Genomic DNA, 17029 nt, shown 5'->3' with positions numbered 1-17029 from the left:
CGTTGGCCCGTGTGGCAGGAAAACCTCCCAAGGCGGGGACGACCAAGATGACCACACAACAACAAGAACCCCGTGCTCCCACACACCCCCGGAGGGGGGGGGGGGGCCCCCCCCCCCCCCCCCGGGGCCACGACGCCCGCAGCCGCGGACGACGACGGGGGACGTCGATCGCAGCTGGGCGGGACCACGACGCGCCTGCACTCGCGTACGGCGAGGAGGGGACGTGTCGGGGGGGTGTCCGCCCGCAGCGGTTGGCGCGTCAACGGACGGTTAGTCGGTACGCAACCCCATTGGTCGGTACGCAACCCCATCGCGCCGTTCCGAGGACGGACACCCCCCGGCGCGGCCCCGACCCATACTCACCGCGCAGGCGCTACGCGCACCCCACCCCACCCACGCAGGCCGCCGCAGGCACCCGCACCCCACCACCCGGGTGGTCCCCCACGCCACACCCACCCCCTATGTCGAATTTGTCTGATTAGCGCGTATCGTCGCACCATGCCCACGCCATACGGATCCCGCGGCGGCATGGCGTTCGGCGTGGAGGAGCTGCGTGTGCTCCGCCGCGCTCTCGCCCTCGCCCTCCACCCCACCTCCGCCTCGTCCGACGACGTCCAGGACTGCCTCCGCCTCGCAGAGTCGCTCGACGAGGCGATGCGGGAGGGAGCAAGGCTGCGCGCCTTCCTCGTGGCCGACCTGGGCCGGTACCGCGCCGCCCTCCCCGGCGCCGCCGCCGGCTACCTCACACTCCTGGACGAGGCCCTCGCTGCCGGCTACCGCCCCCAAGCCGACGACCTCTCCGCCCTCCGCGCACTGCGCGGCAACCCCACCGCCGCAGCCCTTCTGAACCGCTGCGCGGTCACTCCCCTCACCCCCACCGTCCCCGCCTCGCGGACCCACGCGCACACCCACACCCACAGCCACAGCCACACACGCACCGGTACCGGCACCCGCCTCATGGCTCTCCCCGGCGGAGCCGAAAAACAGCCCGAGAAGAAACCCGCACGCAAGCCGGCCCCGCCGCAACCCGCCCCCAAGCCCGCCCCGGCCCCCACGCCGGACACCCCGAAGCCCTCCCGCCCCATCCCCACCCCGGGCGAGGTCTTCCCGCGCCGCAAGCCCACGCCGCCACCCCCGGCGAACCCCCAGCAACTCGTGGCAGGCTGACGTGGCTACCCTGGAGCCATGGACTACGTCTCCGCGCTCCTGCCCCCGGTCGTCATGGCCGTCTTCTTCATCGGCGTGATCCGGGTGATCGTGAAGACACAGGGCGGCGCCAACAAAGCCAAGGAGGACGCGGCCGTGGACGCCGCCCTCGCGCGCGTGGAGGGCGTTCGCCGGCCCTCCATGACGCCGGCGAACGCCGACGACTGACCGCACCCCTCCGAGGGCGTACGACTCCGCGAGCCCGGCACCCGCGCGGCCCGCACTTTCGAGTCGTACGCCCTTTTTGTTCCCGTTCGCCGCTGAAGCGCACGTCCGCCACGCCATTACCGGGATCTCCCACTATTGTTCTGAGCTGTGCCTCGCCCATTGGGAGAACTCGAAGACGCGGTCATGTCGCGGGTGTGGAAGTGGAACCGCCCGGTGACCGTTCGGGAAGTCCTGGAAGATCTTCAGAAGGAGCGGTCCATCGCCTACACCACGGTGATGACCGTTTTGGACAATCTCCATCAGAAGGGCTGGGTGCGCCGCGAGGCGGAAGGCCGCGCCTATAGATATGAGGCGGTGTCCACACGCGCCGCCTACGCCGCCTCCCTGATGAACGACGCCTGGTCGCAGAGCGACAACCCCGCCGCCGCTCTCGTCGCCTTCTTCGGCATGATGAGCGAGGAACAGCGGCAGGCTCTCACCGACGCCGTACGCATCGTCCAGGGCCCGGAAACCCAGGAACCGACCGAACCGTCGGAATCCACCGAACCTGCTGAACCCTCCGAACCCGCTGAACGAGCGGAACGACCTGAAGGCCCCCCGGAGAACCCCGCCTCGGCTCAGGACGGCGGCGGGCGATAGCGTCCCGCCATGTCCGCGAAGAGCCCCGAAGTCACCGCAAAAGCCCTCACCGTCCGGCGGGCCCGCACCAGCGATGTCCCGGCCGTACGCCGCCTCCTTGACGCCTACGTCCGCGGCGGCATCCTGCTCGACAAAGCGACGGTGACGCTTTACGAGGACATCCAGGAGTTCTGGGTCGCGGAACGGGACGACAACGCCGAGGTCGTCGGCTGTGGCGCCCTGCACGTGATGTGGGAAGACCTCGCGGAAGTACGCACTCTCGCGGTGAAGCCCGGCCTCAAGGGGGCGGGCGTCGGACACCAAGTGCTGGAGAAGTTGCTGCAGACCGCCCGCTGGCTCGGCGTTCGCCGCGTTTTCTGTCTGACCTTCGAAGTCGACTTCTTCGGCAAGCACGGCTTCGTGGAGATCGGCGAGACACCGGTCGACACGGATGTCTACGCGGAGCTGCTGCGTTCCTATGACGAGGGCGTCGCGGAGTTCCTCGGTCTCGAACGAGTGAAACCGAACACCTTGGGCAACAGCCGGATGCTTCTGCATCTGTGATCGTCGGGGCGGTCAACGAACCGGCCACAAGACGGACCCCGCAAGAGAGCCCGCCCGGTTCGTCAAGACATATTCCGCGGCGCCCCCCTGCCCCAGTGCCCTATGTCCGAAACGCGCACGTTTCCGGACGGAGGCCGGGCTGCCGGCCTCTGCTTGGGGTTTGTGTTTTTCCGGCAAAAGCGGTTTGCTTTCCGACGTACTGCAGTACTGCATATAACAGGGGACGGCGATACGGCGGACGCCGGCACACCCCGGCCCTGAAGATATCGATGAAAGGAAATCCGGTGGCACAGAAGGTTCAGGTCCTTCTTGTCGACGACCTCGACGGTGGCGAGGCGGACGAGACCGTGACGTTCGCGCTGGACGGCAAGACGTACGAGATCGATCTCACCACCGCCAATGCGGACAAGCTCCGTGGCCTTCTCGAGCCTTACGTGAAGGGCGGTCGTCGTACCGGAGGCCGCGCTTCGGGCGGGCGCGGAAAGACGCGCGCGACGTCGAGCGGCAGCCAGGACACCGCGGCGATCCGCGCCTGGGCGAAGGAGAACGGCTACGAGGTCAACGACCGCGGCCGTGTTCCCGCGACCATCCGCGAGGCCTACGAGAAGGCCAACGGCTGAACAGCGGCACTACCGGCCCTGCGCACGCGAGGCCGGCGGCACGGCGCTCGCGCGCCGCAGCCGGATCCGGTGGCACAGCGTGGCCACCGTGTCCACCAGCCGCACGAGATCGGGGGCGTCACCACCGCCCCCCAACGCCGACAGCGTCGGCAGCGAGGCCTCGACCTCGCATCCCGGCTCGGGGGGCCGCAGCCATACGGCGGCCCCCTGGGAACCACCTCGGCCCAGGGGAAGCGGCCGACCGGCGGACGAGCCAGGGCCGGGGTGCGGTGACAGGTCCGCCCCAGGGGGTGAGGAAGCGACGGCCTCGGGACCCGAGAGCGCCCCACAGGCCGACCGCTCCGGCCCACAGGCCGACGACCCCACCGGCCAGGGGACCGATGGGGCCGGTGACCCCTCCGCCCCACAGGCCGACGGACCGCCCGCCCCGCGGAGCAGCACGGCATTCGTCGCGCCGGAGCACACCCCCGCCGACTCTTCTGCCGCCTCCGCCGCCTCTGCCCTCGCCGCCCCAAGAGGCCACGGCGCGTCCATGAGGCCGCCCGCCCCGGTCGCCACCAGGTCCAGCGGCAGGGCTCCCCAATCGAGCCACTCCAGCAACCCCGGCAGTTCCTCCGCGCTGCCCGGTGCCACCAGCAGCCGCATACGGTCCCCGTGGACGGCCACGGGAGAGCCCGGAACCAGGTGCCGCAGTGCCGCGTGTCCCGCCTCGGCCGGTACGTCCAGGACGTCGTAGCGCACCCCCACCACCAGCCGCAGGGGATCGCCGGGCACCGTGGGCCAGCCCAGTTCCTTCTCGTACCACCGCCGGACCTGACCGCTCGCGCCGGCCGGGCCGGGTGGCCGGCGGGGGACCGGGACGAGAGGTGTCGTGGACGCGGGCACGGAGTGAGCGGACGCCGTCACGGGATGAGGGGTGCTGGACATGCCAAGCGCAACCGTCGGAAGGGCGTGCGGGTTACGTTGGGTGGTGACACGCGTGCTCAGAGTGGCAAGACGAGGCGTGTGGGGGGTGTGGGGAGGCGCAAGGTTGTTCGCCCGTAGCGGAGGGAACGGGGGTGCTCGGCATGGACTTCTGGTCCGTACGGGTAAGACATCCCTAGTGGGAGGGGGCGACACGCAGAAAAGGCCGTCTCACGTTCGCCATCGGCGTACTGGCGAGTGGGGTATCTGCCTGGCCTGCGGGAACATCGTCTCGCACCATCGGGTTGGAGCAGATGTCGGCGTTCGGGGTCAGGAGGCAGTGTTGGTTCTCGGTCCGGTGTCGGCAGTTGGAATGAGCGGTCCCCGCTTGCGGGACTAAGCTGCGGAAGGACAGGGAGGGGAAGTTCCCCCCACTGCCTGACCGCTCTGAGGAGCGATTAACGATGTTCGAGAGGTTCACCGACCGCGCGCGGCGGGTTGTCGTCCTGGCTCAGGAAGAAGCCCGGATGCTCAACCACAACTACATCGGCACTGAGCACATCCTCCTGGGCCTGATCCACGAGGGTGAAGGTGTCGCCGCCAAGGCCCTTGAGAGCCTCGGGATTTCGCTCGAGGCGGTCCGCCAGCAGGTGGAGGAGATCATCGGCCAGGGCCAGCAGGCCCCGTCCGGCCACATCCCCTTCACCCCCCGTGCCAAGAAGGTCCTGGAGCTGTCGCTCCGCGAGGCCCTTCAGCTGGGCCACAACTACATCGGCACGGAGCACATCCTGCTCGGCCTGATCCGTGAGGGCGAGGGCGTCGCCGCCCAGGTCCTGGTCAAGCTGGGCGCAGATCTGAACCGGGTGCGGCAGCAGGTCATCCAGCTGCTCTCCGGTTACCAGGGCAAGGAGACCGCCACCGCCGGCGGTCCTGCCGAGGGCACGCCCTCCACGTCCCTGGTCCTCGACCAGTTCGGCCGGAACCTCACCCAGGCCGCTCGTGAGTCCAAGCTCGACCCGGTCATCGGGCGCGAGAAGGAGATCGAGCGGGTCATGCAGGTGCTGTCCCGCCGTACCAAGAACAACCCGGTCCTGATCGGTGAGCCCGGCGTCGGCAAGACCGCCGTCGTCGAGGGCCTCGCCCAGGCCATCGTCAAGGGCGAGGTGCCCGAGACGCTGAAGGACAAGCACCTCTACACGCTTGACCTCGGCGCCCTGGTCGCCGGCTCCCGCTACCGCGGTGACTTCGAGGAGCGCCTGAAGAAGGTGCTCAAGGAGATCCGCACCCGCGGCGACATCATCCTGTTCATCGACGAGCTGCACACGCTGGTCGGTGCGGGTGCCGCCGAGGGCGCCATCGACGCCGCGAGCATCCTCAAGCCGATGCTGGCCCGCGGTGAGCTGCAGACCATCGGTGCGACCACGCTGGACGAGTACCGCAAGCACCTGGAGAAGGACGCGGCCCTCGAGCGCCGCTTCCAGCCGATCCAGGTCGCGGAGCCGTCCCTGCCGCACACGATCGAGATCCTCAAGGGCCTCCGCGACCGCTACGAGGCGCACCACCGCGTCTCCATCACGGACGAGGCCCTGGTCCAGGCCGCCACCCTGGCCGACCGGTACATCTCGGACCGCTTCCTGCCGGACAAGGCGATCGACCTGATCGACGAGGCCGGTTCCCGGATGCGCATCCGCCGGATGACCGCGCCGCCGGACCTGCGCGAGTTCGACGAGAAGATCGCCGACGTCCGCCGCGACAAGGAGTCCGCGATCGACTCGCAGGACTTCGAGAAGGCCGCCTCCCTGCGCGACAAGGAGAAGCAGCTCCTCGCCGCCAAGGCCAAGCGGGAGAAGGAGTGGAAGGCCGGCGACATGGACGTCGTCGCCGAGGTCGACGGCGAGCTGATCGCCGAGGTCCTCGCGACCGCCACCGGCATCCCGGTCTTCAAGCTGACCGAGGAGGAGTCCTCCCGTCTGCTGCGCATGGAGGAGGAGCTCCACAAGCGGGTCATCGGCCAGAACGACGCCGTCAAGGCGCTGTCGAAGGCGATCCGCCGTACGCGTGCCGGTCTGAAGGACCCGAAGCGTCCCGGTGGCTCGTTCATCTTCGCCGGCCCGTCCGGTGTCGGTAAGACCGAGCTGTCCAAGGCGCTCGCCGAGTTCCTCTTCGGTGACGAGGACGCGCTGATCTCCCTCGACATGTCGGAGTTCAGCGAGAAGCACACGGTCTCGCGTCTCTTCGGTTCGCCCCCCGGCTACGTGGGCTACGAGGAGGGCGGCCAGCTGACCGAGAAGGTCCGCCGCAAGCCGTTCTCGGTCGTCCTCTTCGACGAGGTAGAGAAGGCCCACCCGGACATCTTCAACTCGCTGCTGCAGATCCTGGAGGACGGTCGCCTGACCGACTCCCAGGGCCGGGTCGTGGACTTCAAGAACACGGTCATCATCATGACGACCAACCTCGGCACCCGGGACATCTCCAAGGGCTTCAACCTGGGCTTCGCGGCCTCGGGTGACACGAAGACCAACTACGAGCGCATGAAGAACAAGGTCTCGGACGAGCTCAAGCAGCACTTCCGGCCCGAGTTCCTCAACCGCGTCGACGACGTGGTCGTCTTCCCGCAGCTCAGCCAGGCCGACATCCTCAAGATCGTCGACCTGATGATCGGCAAGGTGGACGAGCGCCTGAAGGACCGGGACATGGGCCTCGAGCTCTCCCAGTCCGCCAAGGAGCTGCTGTCCCAGAAGGGCTACGACCCGGTGCTGGGCGCGCGTCCGCTGCGTCGCACCATCCAGCGCGAGATCGAGGACTCGCTGTCGGAGAAGATCCTCTTCGGCGAGCTGCGCCCCGGTCACATCGTGGTCGTCGACACGGAGGGCGAGGGCGAGGCCAAGACCTTCACCTTCCGCGGCGAGGAGAAGGCGGCCCTGCCGGACGTCCCGCCGATCGAGCAGGCGGCCGGTGGCACGGGACCGAACCTGAGCAAGGACGTGTAAGCGTCACGGTCGAACGAAAGGGGGCCGGTGCTGAAAAGCACCGGCCCCCTTTCGCATGCCTTTTTCAAGGCTTGCCCCGCCGCTCCACGGCTCCTACGACAGCTGCCCGTCGTAGTCCGGCAGCTTGTACGTCTTCTCGGCGTGGCCGCCCGAGAGGTCGGTGGCGCTGTTGCCGATGTTCGCGATGATCGTGTAGCCCTGCTTCTCGATGGCCACGCGCTGCGCGGTCTTGTACTCCGCGACGTTCTTGAAGAGGTCGATGAAGTTGCGGACGTGCAGGCCGGAGACCTGGTAACCGACCTGCTTCAGGTTGTACTCCGTGAACGAGGAGATGATGTCCGGGCGGGCGGTCACGAAGAACAGCGCGACCCCGCGCTCCTGGGCGTATCTGGCGGCCTCCAGGACCGGCTTGTTGGCCGGCTGTGGGTAGCTGAAGCCGAAGTCGGTCTCCAGCGTCGTGTTGTCGATGTCCAGGACGATCGCCTGCTTCTCACCCGGCTTGGTGGCCGCGATCCGCTGCTTCAGATAGGGCAGGGCCTGGTCCATCACCGCCTGGCAGTCCTTCTGCCAGGTGCCGTAGTCGACGTCCGCGGCGGCTGCCTTGGACGCGGCGGTGGCGTCCGTGGAGGCCCGGGTGGCGGTCGTGGCGTCGGCCGGGGCGGCCATGGCCACGAGGGCGGCCGCCGAGACGGCGGTCACTGATGTGCGGCGCAACCAAGGGCGTCGGGTCTGCATAGTCGTGGGGGTCCTCTCACGTCCGTGACGCTGTCAACATGTCGTGTGCATGTTCGTGCGCGAGGGTGGCGCGAGGGGAACCGTAGGGTTACCGGACGGTAGGCGCCTAGAGGCGTGCGCCACATTTCCGGAATGGCTGAAGAGGGCCTCCGGTGACATGCCGCACAGGCGATATGTCCGTTACTAGCTGGAATAGTGGATAACGGACCGGGAGGAAAGGGGTTCATGTCCCGTAGTGCGGGCTGAAGTGCGGGCCAGTGCCCTGATTCGTCCCGAATGGGCGCTGTGTCAAGAGACGTAGAACACTGAACCAAATTACTAACTCGGGTCGTAGATCACGCTTTTGGGGGTTTGTCGGACTTCGGGATACCAAGGGATGGCCACGCGGCGAGCGACTGTGCGCCGGGTGGTTTTCTCCGTCCCCTTCCATACGAGGTTTCGATGTCCCAGCGCGTCACGTCCCGTTCTTCCCGTACGTCCCAGCTCCGCACCCGTGCGACCGTGCTGGCCGCCGGCCTCGGCGTCTCGGTCGCACTGGGGGCCGGGGTCGCGTCCGCCGCCGACACCACGGCCGCGTCCGGTGCTGTCACCGCCGTCCAGGCGCAGGCCGCCGCCAAGAAGGCCAAGCCCTCCTGGGTCGACCCGGTGAAGAAGTACAAGCTGTCCGCGAGCTTCGCCCAGAACGGCGGCATGTGGCAGTCCACCCACAGCGGCCAGGACTACGCCGTGCCGAGCGGCACCCAGGTCGTCGCCGCGCACGGCGGCACGGTGGTCAAGGCCGGCGGCAACGGCGCCGGTGACGGCCCCGCCTACGGCAACGCCGTCGTGATCAAGCACGGCGGCGGCACGTACTCCCAGTACGCCCACCTGTCGAAGGTCAAGGTGAAGGTCGGCCAGGTCGTCAAGACCGGCCAGGAGATCGCCCGGTCCGGCAACACCGGCAACTCGAGTGGTCCGCACCTGCACTTCGAGATCCGCACGACCCCGAACTACGGCTCGGCGATCGACCCGGTGAAGTTCCTGCGTGCCAAGGGCGTGAAGGTCTGATCCGGCCCCAGGCGGCCCCGGCCCGCTAGGAGCCCCCGGCTCCCCCGTGGGCCTGGGTCACCAGGTCCGTGGCGACCTCGAGGGCGGCTTTGCTCTTCTCCTCGGGGTCGCCTTCCATGTCCTGCAGCAGGAACATCCCGGCGTGCAGGGTGAAGAGCGCGCTCACGCAACGGACCTGGTCGACCAGGTCCGCGTCCGGGTCGATGATGATGTCGCGCAGGCTGCGGATGCGCTCCTTGAAGGAGTCGCCGATGCGCAGGTCCCGTACCGTCGCCTGGTTCTCGTGCATGAAGCGGAAAAGTGGTGCCGCCTGCGCGAGCGTGTCGGCGTAACGGCGGACGATCTCCTGCTTGGTGGCGAGGGTGGGCGGCTGCTGCCGGCCCCAGTCGATCAGGTCCTCGATCGGCTGCGTGAGGTCCTCGAAGATGCTGACGAGGATCTCTTCCTTCGTCTTGAAGTGGTAGTAGAGCGCCGCCTTGGTGACGTCCAGGTGCTCGGCGATCTCGCGCAGGGACGTCTTCTCGTAGCCGTGCTCCGCGAAGAGTTCGAGGGCCACGTCCTGGATGCGCCGGCGGGTATCCCCGCGGCGCCGCTGCCTGGTGCCGTCCATCGTGCCGCCCATCCTCATACGCCGCCCGCTTTCCATAAAACTTACTTGACGCCCGGCTAGTTCCGCGGCTAGCTTCCGAGCGTATTCACTAGCCGGTCGGCAAGTAAGTAGCGGTATCCGGGGGAGAGGGAAGGCCATGGCGGACACGACGGACGCACCGGCGGCGGTCGGCGCCGACACCGGGGGGAAACAGCCGAAGAGCGTGCGGGTCGTGCTGCTCGCCCTCATGATCGCGATGATGCTCGCGATGCTCGACAACATGATCATCGGTACGGCGATGCCGACGATCGTCGGTGAGCTGGGCGGGCTGGAACACCTCGCCTGGGTGGTCACCGCGTACACGCTCGCCACCGCCGCCTCCACCCCGCTGTGGGGCAAGCTCGGCGACATGTACGGCCGCAAGGGCACGTTCCTGTCGTCCATCGTCATCTTCCTGATCGGCTCCGCGCTCAGCGGCATGGCCCAGAACATGGGCGAACTGATCGGCTTCCGCGCAGTCCAGGGCCTCGGCGCCGGCGGTCTGATGGTCGGCGTCATGGCGATCATCGGTGACCTCATCCCGCCCCGGGAGCGCGGCAAGTACCAGGGCATGATGGCCGGCGTCATGGCGGTGGCGATGATCGGCGGTCCGCTGGTCGGCGGCACGATCACCGACAACTGGGGCTGGCGCTGGGCGTTCTACATCAATCTGCCGCTCGGCGTGGTCGCGCTGGTCGCCGTCAGTGCCGTGCTGCACCTGCCGAAGAAGCGGGCGCAGGCACGGATCGACTACCTGGGCGCCGTGCTGCTGACCATCGGCATCACCGCGATCGTGCTCGTCACCACCTGGGGTGGCACGGAGTACGCCTGGTCCTCCGCGCGGATCATGGAGCTGACCGGCATCGGCGTCGCCGCGCTCGTCGGATTCCTGTTCTGGCAGACCAAGGCCGCCGAGCCGGTGCTTCCGCTGCACATCTTCCGCAGCCGGAACTTCACGCTGATGTCGGTCATCGGCTTCATCACCGGCTTCGTGATGTTCGGCGCCACGCTGTTCCTGCCGTTCTACCAGCAGGCCGTGCAGGGGGCCTCCGCGACCAACTCCGGGCTGCTGCTCCTGCCGATGCTCGGCGCGATGCTGGTCACCTCGATGGTCGCCGGGCGCGTGACCACGAACACCGGCAAGTACAAGGTCTTCCCGGTCCTCGGCAGCGTGCTGATGATCGTCGGGCTGTACCTCCTGTCCACCATGGACACGGGGACCTCGCGGTTCACCTCCGGTGTCTTCATGGCCGTGGTCGGGTTCGGCATGGGCTGTCTGATGCAGATCACCATGCTGGTCGCGCAGAACAGCGTGGAGATGAAGGACATGGGCGTCGCGTCCTCGTCCACCACGCTGTTCCGCACCCTCGGCTCCTCCTTCGGCGTCGCGATCATGGGTGCGCTGTTCAACAGCCGTGTCCAGGACGTCATGGCCGAGCGGGCCGGGGCGCTGGGCTCCAAGGTGACCGAGCGGTCCGCGCAGCTCGACCAGGCGAGCCTGGCGAAGCTCCCGGCGGCGGCCCGGGAGGCCTACCAGCACGCGGTCTCCGCCGGCACGCACTCGGCGTTCCTGCTCGGGGCCGTGGTGGCGGCGGTCGCGCTGGCGGCGGCCGTGTTCGTGACGGAGGTGCCGCTGCGGGGAGCGGGACCGAAGACCGCGGAGGACGACAGGACGGACGGCCCCGCGGCGCAGGCGCCGGTGGCGGAAGCCGTCTGAGCGACCGTCCGCGGCCTGGGGCCCGCCCCGGGGCCGCGCGTCATTCCGCACGAACGCCGCTGTCAGACCCTCGTGCCACCATCGGCCGCATGGACAAGACGCACCAGGTCCGCCTCGCCAAGGACGCCATGGACCGGGACTGGGCCGATCCCGGACTCGACCTGGACACCGTGGCCGCGCATGCCGGGTACTCGCGGTTCCACTTCATCCGCGCCTTCAAGGAGGCGTACGGCGAGACCCCCGGCCAGTACCTCACGCACCGCCGCACAGAGCGCGCCGAGGACCTGCTGCGTACGGCGAACCTGTCGGTGGCGGAGATCTGCCACCTGGTCGGCTTCAGCAGCGTCGGCACGTTCTCGGCGCGGTTCAAGGCGTGGACCGGCCTGACGCCGAGCGAGTACCGGACCAAGCACGTCGGCCGTGGAGCCGCCCTCATACCGGGCTGCTACGCCATGCTCTGGGCCGGCGGCTTCCGCTCCGCACCCGGCGCCGGCAGGAAGCCCGCACCCGGGGTCGCCGAGCAGTCCGCACCCGGCACCGGCCGGCCGCCGGAACCCCGCTCCCGCAAGGAGCGCAATTCCGGAGAAGCGGGCTGACACTCCCGCTGCCTACGGTGGCAGGGCCAGCACGTACCGGCCGCGAGCAGCAGGAGCACGCCATGATCAAGGGTCTCGCCATCTCGACCGTCTGGGTCCTCGACCAGGACCGAGCCAAGGAGTTCTACACCGGGAAACTGGGCCTGGAGGTCCGTAAGGACATGACCATGGGCGAGGGCGGCATGCGCTGGCTCACGGTCGGTTCCCCGAGCCAGCCCGACGTGGAGCTCACCCTGATGGTGCCCGGCGGGCCCGCGATGGACCCCGAGTCCGCCGAGATGCTCCGGAAGCTGGTGACGAAGGGCGCGCTCGGCGCGGGCGTGCTGACCACCGACGACATCCACGGCGACTACGAGAAGCTCAAGGACCGGGGCGTGAAGTTCCTCCAGGAGCCGCAGGAGCGCCCGTACGGCACGGAGGCGCTGTTCCGTGACGACTCCGGCAACTGGTTCTCGTTCACGCAGCCCCGCGAGGGCGGACTCGACATGGACCAGGACTGGGCCTGCTGATCTCCAGGGAACTCAGAAGGCCCAGAAAACCCGGAAGATCCAGGAAGCCCAGGAAGCCCAGAAACCCGGGCGATCCAGAAAACCCGGAAGATCAGGAAGGTCTACGCCCCCGGCAGCATCGGATAGCTCCCCGTGTTCGTCGGCGCGTGCTCCGGCAGCCACAGCACGGCGACCGCGCCCTCGGCGGGCAGCCGCTCCGGTGTCCCGGGCGTGCGGACGTTGCGGAAGGTGAGGCGGGCGCCCAGCACCCGGGCCTGCCCGGCCGCGATGGTCAGGCCGAGGCCGTGGCCGTGGCCGGCCCGGTCCTTGCTGCCGGTGCGGAAGCGGCTCGGCCCCTCGGCGAGCAGGTCCTCGGGGAAGCCCGGGCCGTGGTCGCGGACCCGGATGACCCGGCCCTCGACGGTGACCTCGACGGGCGGCCTGCCGTGCCGGGCCGCGTTGGCCAGCAGGTTGAACAGCACGCGCTCCAGGCGCCGCGGGTCGGTGGTGACCTCCGACTCGTGCACGATCCGCACCTCGATGCCCGGGTCCTTGGCCGCCACCCGCCGGGCGACGAACTCGCCCAGCATGATGTCCTGCAGCTCCGCCCGCTCCGAGGCCCCGTCCAGCCGGGCCACCTCCAGCACGTCCTCCACGAGCGTGCGCATGGCCTTGGCCCGGTCCAGCACCAGCTCGGTGGGGCGGCCGGGCGGCAGCAGTTCGGCCGCGGTCAGCAGCCCGGTCACCGGGGTGCGCAGCTCGTGCGCGATGTCGGCGGTGACCCGCCGCTCGGCCTCGATCCGCTGGCGCAGCGCGTCCGCCATGGCGTCCACCGCGCTCGCCAGGTCGTCGGTCTCGTCCCGGACGACCCCGCCCATGGCGTCCCGCACGCGGACGTCCGTCCCGCCGCCCGCGAGCTGGCCCGCCGCGATGGCCGCCTTGCGCAGCCGCCGCGAGAGATGCCCGCCGATAAGCACCCCGAGCGCGCTGCCGCCGAGAACGACCGCGATGGACCCGATGAGCAGGGCCTGGTCGAGGTCCTGCAGGATGTCCGAGCTGCGGTCGGTGAAGCCCGAGTGCAGGGACATCACCTGCCCGTTCTTCAGTGGCACGGCGGCCCATATGTCCGGCACCTCACCCGGCCGGTCGGTCACGTAGGTCGCCCGCTGCCCCGCCTCGACCCGGTCCCGCAGCGCCTCCGGGAGGTTCGGGTCGTCGATCTTGGTGTTGGGGAAGTTCATCCGCCCGGACAGCTCGAAGTTGCGCTGGGCGATCAGGATCCGCTCGTCGGCGAGGTCGCGCGCGTTGTCCAGCATCGACACCCGGGCTGCGTTGTGCACGACCAGGCTCAGCGCGATCGCCACCAGGGCGCCGACCAGCGCGATGGCCGCGCTCAGCTTCCATCTGAGGCCCGTGCGGATGCCCGCGCGCTCCAGGCCCGCGGCGACCAGGCGCCGGAAGTGCCCCCTCATATCCCCGCTCAGGCCTTCAACTTGTAGCCGAAGCCGCGGACCGTCTCGATACGGTCCTGGCCGATCTTCTGCCGCAGCCGCTGCACGTGCACGTCGACGACCCGGGTGTCCCCGCCCCAGCCGTAGTCCCACACCCGCTCCAGCAGCTTGTCGCGGGAGAGTACCGTGCCCGGCGCGGAGGAGAACTCCAGCAGCAGCCGCATCTCGGTCGGCGTGAGCGCCACCGGCTGCCCGGCCCGGTGGACCTCCATGCCCTCGGTGTCGACCTCCAGGTCCCCGAAGGCCAGCGTCCCGCCGCTCGCCGGGGCGGGCTGCTCCTCGCCCCGGCCGCCGCCGGCATGCCCGAAGCGGCGCAGCACCGCGCGGATCCGGGCGACCAGGACGGCACCGTCGAACGGCTTGGTCACGTAGTCGTCGGCGCCCGCCTCCAGGCCCAGCACGACGTCGATGGAGTCGGCCCGCGCCGACAGCATGATGACCGGCACGGTCGACTCGTCGCGGATGCGGCGGCACAGACTGACCCCGTCGAGGCCGGGGACCATGACGTCCAGCAGCGCGATGTCGGGGCGGTCCGCCCGGAACGCCTCCAGGCCCGACAGCCCGTCGGGCATGGCGGTGACCACGAAGCCGTCCCGTTCCAGGGCGAGCTGCGTGGCCTCGCGGATGACGTCGTCGTCCTCGACGAACAGGACGTGGGTCTGGTCTGCCATCCCGGTGCTCTCTGTCCTTAGTGGTCCGTGGGGTGCGTTCTCTCTGTGGGGACGCACGGGCCGTGCGCCACGTTCACCGGGGGATCGGTCCGAGCGGCCCGACCGGTTCACGCGGCCCCGCGGCCGGTGTCAGCTCGCGGGCGCCGGCGTCGCGCTGTCGCCGACGACCTTGCCGTAGTCGTTGTGCGTGCGGTATTCCTCGGTGAACCGGCCGGAGACCCATCCGTACGTGATCACGTTCTCCCCGGAGGGGCTCGACACGGGGTCGCCCTTCTCGTACACCTGCTTGGTCACCACGAGGTCGCCGCGGTCGATCTCCGCGTAGACCGGAGGCTCCTCGGCCTTGAACACATTCTGGTACGAGCCGTCCTGCTCGCGGTACACGTAACTGCCCACACCCACCGCGTCGCCGCAGGTCAGCACGTTGACGACGACGTCGTCGGCCGGGCCCCCGGTCAGCTTGCCATAGGAGACGTCGACGGGGTACTCGTCGGCGACGCACGGCTTCAGCTCGCGCTTCACCGCGGGCGCGACCTTCGGATCGTCCTTGACGAGCTTGACCGCGTTCACGGTGTCGGGTGTGTCGGGCGGCGCGGCGGACGGGGAGGAGGCGCCGGCACCCGCCGCCGAGTCGGCGTGCGCCGGACCCTCGTCACGGGCGCCGGTGCCGCCGGAGGCGCACGAAGACGCGAAAAGGGCGAGGGCGGCGAACACGGTCAGTGCCGTGATCACCGCCTGGATACTGCCCCGGGCCCGTGCAGAACCCTCGCCGGTCAGGCCGCGCACCGCTCCCGCTCCTCACGCTCCAGCGCGCGTGCGTCCAGATCGCGGGACTCCAGCTCCTCGCGGAGCCGGGCGAGCGCCCGGTGCAGCGTGCTCTTGACCGTTCCGGCCGACATGCCGAGGGCGGCGGCCGTCTCCTCCGTGGACATCTGCTCCCAGTGTCGCAGCACCACGACACTGCGCTGCTTCGGGGCGAGCACCTTCAGTATGTCCATCAGCAGGGCGCGGTCCGCGTGCTGCTCGGTGGCGTCGTCGACCGAGGCGTCCGGGAGCTGCTCGGTCGGGACCTCCTCCAGCTTCCGCGCCCGCCACCACTCCGTGCGGGTGTTGATCATCACGCGGCGCAGGTAGGCGTCCGCCAGCCGCTTGTCCTCGATGGTCTCCCAGCGGCCGTACGTCCGCACCAGCGCCGTCTGCAGCAGGTCCTGTGCGTCCGTGGGGTCCGGGACCAGGCGGCGGGCACTGCGCAGTAGCGCGTCCTGCCGGGTGCGGACGTACTCCTCGAACTCGAGCACCTCGCCCTGCGCCATGGTGAACCGCCTCCCGTTTCCCCGTTCCGGCCGGCTCCCCGCCGCCCGTGCACTGCCTGTGGTTCTCAGTCGTCCCGTGTCTTCCGGAACGCATCTGAAGGTACGGAGGCGTTGTCACGGCGCTGTCCGAAGCAGCCTTCGGCTAGCACTCGGCTGTCCGTCGGTTGTGTAACGGAAGCCGGAAAGGAGTACAGCGGTAGGGGTGTTGGAGAGGTTTGAGGGTGATTTGCCCACCCGGGTCGCTGTGACGACGGACCCGACTCTGTGATCTCCCTGTACGTCAGGTCAGCGGCAGCCGGTACAGCCCGCCCGCCATCGGCTCCACCAGACCGTCGGCGACGAGACCGTCCAGGGCGCGGGCCCGCTGCACCGGCTCGTGCCACACCCGGTCCAGGGCCGCCTGCGGCACCGGGCCGTGGGCCTCCCGCAGCACGGCGAGCAGCCGCCCGCGCACCTGCCGGTCGGTGCCCGCGTACGTCTGGCCGCGGCGCGGCGGACCGGCGTGCTCCGGCTTGCCCGCCAGCCGCCACGCGCACTGCGCGGCGATCGGGCAGCGGTGGCACGACTCGCTCTTCGCCGTGCACACCAGCGCGCCCAGCTCCATGGAGGCGGCGGCCCAGCGGGCGGCGGTCGGCTCGTCGTCGGGCAGCAGCGTGCGGGCCAGCTTGCGTTCGGCGGCGGTGGTGGCGTTCGGCGGGTACTGGACACCGGTGACCGCGCGGGCGAACACCCGGCGCACATTGGTGTCCAGCACCGGGTGCCGCTGACCGTAGGCGAACGAGGCGACGGCGGCGGCCGTGTACTCGCCGATGCCGGGCAGCGCCAGCAGCTGGGCGTGGTCGGCCGGTACGTCGCCGCCGTGCCGTTCCGTTATGGCGACGGCGGCGCCGTGCAACCGGAGAGCCCGGCGCGGGTAGCCGAGCCGGCCCCAGGCACGGACGGCCTCGCCGGGCGCCTCCTTGGCCAGGTCGGCGGGGCGCGGCCAGCGGTCCAGCCACTGCTCGTAGACGGGCAGGACGCGGTTCACCGGCGTCTGCTGGAGCATGAACTCACTGACCATCACCCCCCACGCCCCGGCCTCCGGCCGACGCCACGGCAGGTCGCGGGCGTTCTCGTCGAACCAGTCGATGAGGGGGGAGTGCAGGTTCTCGCCGAGGGGCGGGCCGGAGGCGGTGTCGGTGGGGGCGGAGGCGGGGTGCGGGGGCTTCGTGGGAGCAGTCATGGCGTATCGATGGTGCCACGCAGAGCCGTCGA

At 69.8% G+C, this 17029-nt stretch carries 18 protein-coding genes; 10 read left to right on the top strand and 8 right to left on the bottom strand.

The window, feature by feature from the left end:
• The first annotated feature begins 498 nt into the window (after positions 1-498).
• From ACZ5TL_RS38395 to ACZ5TL_RS38375, 5 genes are all read left to right on the top strand, one after another.
• The gene (locus ACZ5TL_RS38395) at positions 499-1167 is read left to right on the top strand and encodes a hypothetical protein (RefSeq protein WP_468595408.1); all 669 of its coding nucleotides are present in this window, start codon (positions 499-501) and stop codon (positions 1165-1167) included.
• Between the two features lie 18 nt (positions 1168-1185).
• The gene (locus ACZ5TL_RS38390; RefSeq protein WP_468595407.1) at positions 1186-1374 is read left to right on the top strand and encodes a hypothetical protein; all 189 of its coding nucleotides are present in this window, start codon (positions 1186-1188) and stop codon (positions 1372-1374) included.
• A 183-nt stretch (positions 1375-1557) separates the two neighbouring features.
• Positions 1558-2013, top strand: a complete 456-nt coding sequence (locus ACZ5TL_RS38385) for a BlaI/MecI/CopY family transcriptional regulator (protein WP_468595409.1) — start codon at positions 1558-1560, stop codon at positions 2011-2013.
• A 9-nt stretch (positions 2014-2022) separates the two neighbouring features.
• The gene (locus tag ACZ5TL_RS38380; protein ID WP_468595406.1) at positions 2023-2556 is read left to right on the top strand and encodes an amino-acid N-acetyltransferase; all 534 of its coding nucleotides are present in this window, start codon (positions 2023-2025) and stop codon (positions 2554-2556) included.
• Between the two features lie 284 nt (positions 2557-2840).
• Positions 2841-3176, top strand: a complete 336-nt coding sequence (locus ACZ5TL_RS38375; RefSeq protein WP_468595405.1) for a histone-like nucleoid-structuring protein Lsr2 — start codon at positions 2841-2843, stop codon at positions 3174-3176.
• Between the two features lie 9 nt (positions 3177-3185).
• Here the strand turns inward: ACZ5TL_RS38375 and ACZ5TL_RS38370 are convergent, their stop codons facing one another.
• On the bottom strand, positions 3186-4103 hold the full coding sequence (locus ACZ5TL_RS38370; protein WP_468595404.1) for an SCO3374 family protein: 918 nt from the start codon (positions 4101-4103) through the stop codon (positions 3186-3188).
• 440 nt (positions 4104-4543) lie between these two features.
• Between ACZ5TL_RS38370 and ACZ5TL_RS38365 the strand changes: the two genes are divergently transcribed.
• Positions 4544-7069, top strand: coding sequence for an ATP-dependent Clp protease ATP-binding subunit (locus ACZ5TL_RS38365; protein WP_468595403.1), 2526 nt, complete (start codon positions 4544-4546; stop codon positions 7067-7069).
• A 93-nt stretch (positions 7070-7162) separates the two neighbouring features.
• Here ACZ5TL_RS38365 and ACZ5TL_RS38360 read toward each other — a convergent pair whose 3' ends face one another.
• A complete protein-coding gene (locus tag ACZ5TL_RS38360; protein WP_468595402.1) occupies positions 7163-7804 on the bottom strand; it encodes an HAD family acid phosphatase in 642 nt (213 codons plus the stop codon).
• Between the two features lie 441 nt (positions 7805-8245).
• On the opposite strand from ACZ5TL_RS38360, the gene ACZ5TL_RS38355 reads away from it, so the two are divergent.
• Positions 8246-8851: a M23 family metallopeptidase gene (locus ACZ5TL_RS38355; RefSeq protein ID WP_468595401.1), complete on the top strand. Its 606-nt coding sequence runs from the start codon at positions 8246-8248 to the stop codon at positions 8849-8851.
• Between the two features lie 25 nt (positions 8852-8876).
• On the opposite strand, the gene ACZ5TL_RS38350 is transcribed toward ACZ5TL_RS38355, so the two are convergent.
• Positions 8877-9473: a TetR/AcrR family transcriptional regulator gene (locus ACZ5TL_RS38350; RefSeq protein WP_468595400.1), complete on the bottom strand. Its 597-nt coding sequence runs from the start codon at positions 9471-9473 to the stop codon at positions 8877-8879.
• 124 nt (positions 9474-9597) lie between these two features.
• Here ACZ5TL_RS38350 and ACZ5TL_RS38345 point away from each other — a divergent pair, with 124 nt between their 5' ends.
• The 3 genes from ACZ5TL_RS38345 (at position 9598) to ACZ5TL_RS38335 (ending at position 12301) form a co-directional block, all read left to right on the top strand.
• Positions 9598-11196: an MDR family MFS transporter gene (locus ACZ5TL_RS38345; protein WP_468595399.1), complete on the top strand. Its 1599-nt coding sequence runs from the start codon at positions 9598-9600 to the stop codon at positions 11194-11196.
• A gap of 89 nt (positions 11197-11285) precedes the next feature.
• The gene (locus tag ACZ5TL_RS38340; RefSeq protein ID WP_468595398.1) at positions 11286-11792 is read left to right on the top strand and encodes a helix-turn-helix transcriptional regulator; all 507 of its coding nucleotides are present in this window, start codon (positions 11286-11288) and stop codon (positions 11790-11792) included.
• A gap of 62 nt (positions 11793-11854) precedes the next feature.
• Complete coding sequence (locus tag ACZ5TL_RS38335) at positions 11855-12301, top strand: VOC family protein (protein WP_468595397.1); 447 nt, start codon at positions 11855-11857, stop codon at positions 12299-12301.
• Between the two features lie 101 nt (positions 12302-12402).
• On the opposite strand, the gene cseC is transcribed toward ACZ5TL_RS38335, so the two are convergent.
• The 5 genes from cseC to ACZ5TL_RS38310 form a co-directional block, all read right to left on the bottom strand.
• Entirely contained in the window at positions 12403-13752 is a 1350-nt protein-coding gene (gene cseC, locus ACZ5TL_RS38330) for a two-component system sensor histidine kinase CseC (RefSeq protein WP_468595396.1), read from the bottom strand.
• Between the two features lie 8 nt (positions 13753-13760).
• Complete coding sequence (gene cseB, locus ACZ5TL_RS38325; RefSeq protein ID WP_468595395.1) at positions 13761-14462, bottom strand: two-component system response regulator CseB; 702 nt, start codon at positions 14460-14462, stop codon at positions 13761-13763.
• 129 nt (positions 14463-14591) lie between these two features.
• Complete coding sequence (locus tag ACZ5TL_RS38320) at positions 14592-15248, bottom strand: hypothetical protein (protein WP_468595394.1); 657 nt, start codon at positions 15246-15248, stop codon at positions 14592-14594.
• The gene (locus ACZ5TL_RS38315; RefSeq protein ID WP_030251439.1) at positions 15236-15775 is read right to left on the bottom strand and encodes a SigE family RNA polymerase sigma factor; all 540 of its coding nucleotides are present in this window, start codon (positions 15773-15775) and stop codon (positions 15236-15238) included. Before ACZ5TL_RS38315 ends, ACZ5TL_RS38320 begins: the two co-directional genes overlap by 13 nt.
• Before the next feature lie 280 nt (positions 15776-16055).
• Positions 16056-16997, bottom strand: a complete 942-nt coding sequence (locus ACZ5TL_RS38310) for an HhH-GPD family protein (protein WP_468595393.1) — start codon at positions 16995-16997, stop codon at positions 16056-16058.
• Positions 16998-17029 lie beyond the last annotated feature (32 nt).

It is taken from the genome of Streptomyces sp. NPDC033136 (assembly GCF_055578235.1).
The sequence above is the reverse complement of the archived record's forward strand: the minus strand, read 5'-3'. Positions and strand labels throughout refer to the sequence as shown.

What these genes read in the sequence shown, in the direction of transcription:
- ACZ5TL_RS38310 (WP_468595393.1), bottom strand. Translation starts at nt 16,997, where the DNA reads ATGACTGCTCCCACGAAGCCCCCGCACCCCGCCTCCGCCCCCACCGAC.
- ACZ5TL_RS38315 (WP_030251439.1), bottom strand. Translation starts at nt 15,775, where the DNA reads ATGGCGCAGGGCGAGGTGCTCGAGTTCGAGGAGTACGTCCGCACCCGG.
- ACZ5TL_RS38355 (WP_468595401.1), top strand. Translation starts at nt 8,246, where the DNA reads ATGTCCCAGCGCGTCACGTCCCGTTCTTCCCGTACGTCCCAGCTCCGC.
- ACZ5TL_RS38390 (WP_468595407.1), top strand. Translation starts at nt 1,186, where the DNA reads ATGGACTACGTCTCCGCGCTCCTGCCCCCGGTCGTCATGGCCGTCTTC.
- ACZ5TL_RS38380 (WP_468595406.1), top strand. Translation starts at nt 2,023, where the DNA reads ATGTCCGCGAAGAGCCCCGAAGTCACCGCAAAAGCCCTCACCGTCCGG.
- ACZ5TL_RS38365 (WP_468595403.1), top strand. Translation starts at nt 4,544, where the DNA reads ATGTTCGAGAGGTTCACCGACCGCGCGCGGCGGGTTGTCGTCCTGGCT.
- ACZ5TL_RS38360 (WP_468595402.1), bottom strand. Translation starts at nt 7,804, where the DNA reads ATGCAGACCCGACGCCCTTGGTTGCGCCGCACATCAGTGACCGCCGTC.
- ACZ5TL_RS38335 (WP_468595397.1), top strand. Translation starts at nt 11,855, where the DNA reads ATGATCAAGGGTCTCGCCATCTCGACCGTCTGGGTCCTCGACCAGGAC.
- ACZ5TL_RS38340 (WP_468595398.1), top strand. Translation starts at nt 11,286, where the DNA reads ATGGACAAGACGCACCAGGTCCGCCTCGCCAAGGACGCCATGGACCGG.
- ACZ5TL_RS38385 (WP_468595409.1), top strand. Translation starts at nt 1,558, where the DNA reads ATGTCGCGGGTGTGGAAGTGGAACCGCCCGGTGACCGTTCGGGAAGTC.
- cseB (WP_468595395.1), bottom strand. Translation starts at nt 14,462, where the DNA reads ATGGCAGACCAGACCCACGTCCTGTTCGTCGAGGACGACGACGTCATC.
- ACZ5TL_RS38370 (WP_468595404.1), bottom strand. Translation starts at nt 4,103, where the DNA reads ATGTCCAGCACCCCTCATCCCGTGACGGCGTCCGCTCACTCCGTGCCC.
- cseC (WP_468595396.1), bottom strand. Translation starts at nt 13,752, where the DNA reads ATGAGGGGGCACTTCCGGCGCCTGGTCGCCGCGGGCCTGGAGCGCGCG.
- ACZ5TL_RS38350 (WP_468595400.1), bottom strand. Translation starts at nt 9,473, where the DNA reads ATGGGCGGCACGATGGACGGCACCAGGCAGCGGCGCCGCGGGGATACC.
- ACZ5TL_RS38345 (WP_468595399.1), top strand. Translation starts at nt 9,598, where the DNA reads ATGGCGGACACGACGGACGCACCGGCGGCGGTCGGCGCCGACACCGGG.
- ACZ5TL_RS38395 (WP_468595408.1), top strand. Translation starts at nt 499, where the DNA reads ATGCCCACGCCATACGGATCCCGCGGCGGCATGGCGTTCGGCGTGGAG.